4 protein-coding genes are annotated in these 3,842 nt (G+C 70.7%); 3 read left to right on the forward strand and 1 reads right to left on the reverse strand.

Annotated elements, in window-relative coordinates:
• Positions 1–225: 225 nt before the first annotated feature.
• Positions 226–948, reverse strand: coding sequence for a helix-turn-helix domain-containing protein (locus AB0435_RS33905; RefSeq protein ID WP_366428707.1), 723 nt, complete (start codon positions 946–948; stop codon positions 226–228).
• Positions 949–1,170: 222 nt separating this feature from the next.
• On the opposite strand from AB0435_RS33905, the gene AB0435_RS33910 reads away from it, so the two are divergent.
• The 3 genes from AB0435_RS33910 (at position 1,171) to AB0435_RS33920 (ending at position 3,704) form a co-directional block, all read left to right on the forward strand.
• Positions 1,171–1,836: a DUF4097 family beta strand repeat-containing protein gene (locus AB0435_RS33910; RefSeq protein WP_366428708.1), complete on the forward strand. Its 666-nt coding sequence runs from the start codon at positions 1,171–1,173 to the stop codon at positions 1,834–1,836.
• 84 nt (positions 1,837–1,920) lie between these two features.
• Positions 1,921–2,883, forward strand: a complete 963-nt coding sequence (locus AB0435_RS33915; RefSeq protein WP_366428709.1) for an ATP-binding cassette domain-containing protein — start codon at positions 1,921–1,923, stop codon at positions 2,881–2,883.
• The gene (locus AB0435_RS33920) at positions 2,880–3,704 is read left to right on the forward strand and encodes an ABC transporter permease (protein ID WP_366008526.1); all 825 of its coding nucleotides are present in this window, start codon (positions 2,880–2,882) and stop codon (positions 3,702–3,704) included. Before AB0435_RS33915 ends, AB0435_RS33920 begins: the two co-directional genes overlap by 4 nt.
• Positions 3,705–3,842 lie beyond the last annotated feature (138 nt).

Here is a 3,842-nt window from a genome sequence, read left to right on the forward strand (position 1 = left end):
CCGAAACCGGGGAGACCCCGGACCCCAGCGCCCTGCGGGCGCGTCCTCAAACTCCCCCAGCGGTAGCTGGGGGAGTTTGAGGACAACGCGCGAAGGGTTGCGGGGTCTGGGGCAGCGCCCCGGTTTCGGGAAGGGGCGGGGCTGGGGAAAAGCCCGCCGCAGGCCAGCGGGCTGTAACCCACCCCCGGTTGGCGGCGCGGCCGGCGGGCTGACCGTGCCGACCCGTCACGGCGTCGGCCCGGACTTCGTGTGGAGGACTTCGCGGGCCTGGTCCGCGGCGCGGGCGAGGCTTTCGGAGACGAAGTCGAGGAAGCGGGCGATGTTCTCCAGGCGGTTGGCGGCCGGGGTGCCGGGGACGAGGACCCCGACGCCCTGACGTGCGGCTTCGGCGACCTGCATCGTGCCGCGGACGCTGGCCATCATCGATTGGTACCAGACGTCGTCGTCGACGACGTAGCGCTCGCGGCGGCGTTCGTCGCGCTCCCGGCGGACGAGACCCTGGCTCTCCAGGAACGCGACCGCTTTGGAGACGGACGCCGGGCTGACCTGGAGCCGCTGGACGAGTTCGGACGCGGTGTGGCTGCCCGTGTCGCTGATGCAGAGGCAGGCCAGCACCCTGGCCATCATCTTGGGCGTGCCCGACTGCATGAGGACGGTGGTGAGCACCTCCTCGTACTCCCGCACGGCCTCGGCGTCGCGCCCGTGCGCCTGCGGGGCCGCCTCCGGCCCCCGGGGCGCGGCCTGTCCGCGCCGGTGGGAGCGGCGTTCGGTGGCGCGGTGGGCCACGTCGGCGCGGTAGGCGGTGGGGCCGCCGTTGCGCATCACCTCGCGCGTGACCGTCGAGGTCGGACGGTCGAGGCGTCGGGCGATCTCCGCGTAGGCGAGGCCGTCGGCCAGCCCCGACGCGATCTGCCGGCGTTCCTGCTGGGTGAGCCTGCCTCCGGGCATCGCGGTCTCCTTCGTGCTCCTTGGAGCCCTCAGCATAGCGTTCACCCTCAGTTCATTGCAACGAGCGCGTGGTCGATGTTGCGTTAGCTCTCAGAGCTACTGCAACGATTTATGGGCATTGACCTGCATTGATGCTGATCGCGTGCAACGAAGTCGTTGCCGAGATAGTGAATGCAACGTAGCGTTTCGCTCATAAGAAACGACGAGCCCAAGGAGCGCACGATGCAGAAGTTCGACACCCCCGCCCCGATCTCCGCCGTCCTCGACATCCCCGCCGGACGCGTCCAGTTCATCGCCGCCGACCGCGCCGACACCACCGTCGAGGTCCTGCCCGCCAACGCCTCCAAGGGCCGCGACGTCCAGGCCGCCGAGCAGACCACCGTCGACTACGCCGACGGCGTCCTGCGCATCCGCACCGCCGGGTCCAGGAGCCAGCTCTTCGGCTCCTCCGGAGCCCTGGAGATCACCGTGCGACTGCCCGCCGGCTCCCGCGTCGAGGCCAAGGCCGCCGCTTCCGAGCTCCGCGGCGTCGGCCGCCTCGGGGACGTCGAATTCGACGGCGCGTACCGCCAGATCAAGATCGATGAGGCCGCGAGCCTCCGCCTCACCGCGATCGACGGCGACGTCGAGGTCGGCCGGCTGGGCGGCCCCGCGGAGATCAGCACCGCGAGGGGCGACATCCGGATCGCCGAGGCCGTGCGCGGCACGGTCGTGCTCCGTACGCAGTCCGGCGACATCTCGGTCGGCGCCGCTCGCGGAGTCTCCGCCGCCCTGGACGCCGGCACCGGCTACGGCCGCGTCAGCAACGCGCTCAAGAACGACGGCACCGCCGGACTCGACATCCGCGCCACCACCTCCCACGGCGACATCACCGCCCGCAGCCTGTAGACCCGCGGCCCTGCCTGCAAAGCGGCCTTGCGAAGCCGCCTGTGAAGCGGCCTGTGAAACGGCCCGTGAAAAGGAGCATCTCCCATGACCGACCTGGCCATCGCGGCGAACGGGCTGCGCAAGTCCTACGGCGACAGGACCGTCCTCGACGGTGTCGACCTGGCCGTCCCCGAAGGAACGATCTTCTCCCTGCTCGGCCCGAACGGCGCCGGGAAGACCACGGCCGTGAAGATCCTCTCCACTCTCGTCTCCCCCGACCCCGCCTCCGGCGGCATCCGCGTCGGCGGCCACGACCTCGCCGCCGCCCCGCAGGCGGTACGCGCCGCGATCGGCGTCACCGGGCAGTTCTCCGCGGTCGACGGCCTGATCACCGGCGAGGAGAACATGCTCCTCATGGCCGACCTGCACCACCTGTCCAAGCGCGAAGGGCGGCGGGTCTGCGCCGAGTTGCTGGAGCGGTTCGACCTGGCCGACGCCGCGAAGAAGCCCGCCTCCACCTACTCCGGCGGCATGAAGCGCCGCCTCGACATCGCCATGACCCTGGTCGGCGGCCCGCGGATCATCTTCCTCGACGAACCGACCACCGGCCTCGACCCGCGCAGCCGCCACACCATGTGGCAGATCATCCGCGAGCTCGTCGGGGGCGGCGTCACCGTCTTCCTCACCACGCAGTACCTGGAGGAGGCCGACGAGCTCGCCGACCGCATCGCCGTGCTCGACGACGGGAAGATCGCCGCGGAGGGCACCGCCGAGGAGCTCAAGCGGATCGTCCCGGGCGGGCACATCCGGCTCCGCTTCACCGACCCGCTCGCCTACCGCTCCGCCGCCCTCGCGCTGCGCGAAGTCACCAGGGACGACGAGGCGTTGGCGCTCCAGATCCCCAGCGACGGCAGCCAGCGCGAACTGCGCTCCGTCCTCGACTGGCTGGACTCGGCCGGTGTCGAGGCGGACGAGCTGACCGTGCACACCCCCGACCTCGACGACGTGTTCTTCGCCCTGACCGGCCCCGCCCGCGTCCCCGTCCAGCCCAAGGAGACCGTCCGATGAGCACCTCTCTGGCCCCCCTGGGTCCCGCCCGCCCGAACCGGTTCTCCCTCGCCGTGCGCGACTCGTCCACGATGCTGCGCCGCAACCTCCTGCACGCGCGGCGCTATCCGTCGCTCACCCTGAACCTGCTGCTCACCCCGGTCATGCTGCTGTTGCTCTTCGTCTACGTCTTCGGTGACGTGATGAGCGCGGGCATCGGCGGCGGCGCGGACCGCTCCGCGTACATCGCGTACCTGGTCCCGGGCCTGCTGCTGATGACCATCGGCAGTACCACGATCGGCACCGCGGTCTCCGTCTCCAACGACATGACCGAAGGCATCATCGCCCGCTTCCGCACGATGGCCATCCACCGAGGTTCGGTGCTCGTCGGGCACGTCGTCGGCAGCGTGCTGCAGTGCGTCATGAGCGTGGTCCTCGTGGGCGGCGTCGCCGTGGCCATCGGCTTCCGGTCCAAGGACGCCGGCGTCCTGGAGTGGCTGGCGGCGTTCGGGCTCCTCGTGCTCTTCGCCACGGCGCTCACCTGGATCGCGGTCGGCATGGGCCTGATCAGCCCGAACGCGGAGGCCGCGAGCAACAACGCGATGCCGCTGATCCTGCTGCCGCTGCTCTCCAGCACCTTCGTCCCGGTCCACGCGATGCCGGGCTGGTTCCAGCCGATCGCCGAGTACCAGCCGTTCACCCCGGCCATCGAAACCCTCCGGGGCCTGCTGCTCGGCGGCGAGATCGGCGACAACGGCTGGCTGGCGGTGGCCTGGTGCGTCGGCCTCGCGGTGCTCGGCTACTTCTGGTCCGCCGCGAAGTTCGACGGCGATCCCAAGTAAGGCCGGTGGCAAGGCTTGTGGCCACCTCGTGGGTGGCCGGTCGGCCGGTGACCGGCAGTCCTCACAGACACTGAGGACTGCCGGTCACTGGCCGTCATCTCTTTCCGGTCGGCCCTCGTCGTGGACTAGTCCTCCGTG

This window comes from Streptomyces sp. NPDC051173 (assembly GCF_040689515.1).
Lineage (GTDB): Bacteria > Actinomycetota > Actinomycetes > Streptomycetales > Streptomycetaceae > Streptomyces.

Excerpts from the sequence above, each read along its gene's own strand:
- AB0435_RS33905 (WP_366428707.1), bottom strand. The coding sequence starts at position 948 with ATGCCCGGAGGCAGGCTCACCCAGCAGGAACGCCGGCAGATCGCGTCG.
- AB0435_RS33910 (WP_366428708.1), top strand. The coding sequence starts at position 1,171 with ATGCAGAAGTTCGACACCCCCGCCCCGATCTCCGCCGTCCTCGACATC.
- AB0435_RS33915 (WP_366428709.1), top strand. The coding sequence starts at position 1,921 with ATGACCGACCTGGCCATCGCGGCGAACGGGCTGCGCAAGTCCTACGGC.
- AB0435_RS33920 (WP_366008526.1), top strand. The coding sequence starts at position 2,880 with ATGAGCACCTCTCTGGCCCCCCTGGGTCCCGCCCGCCCGAACCGGTTC.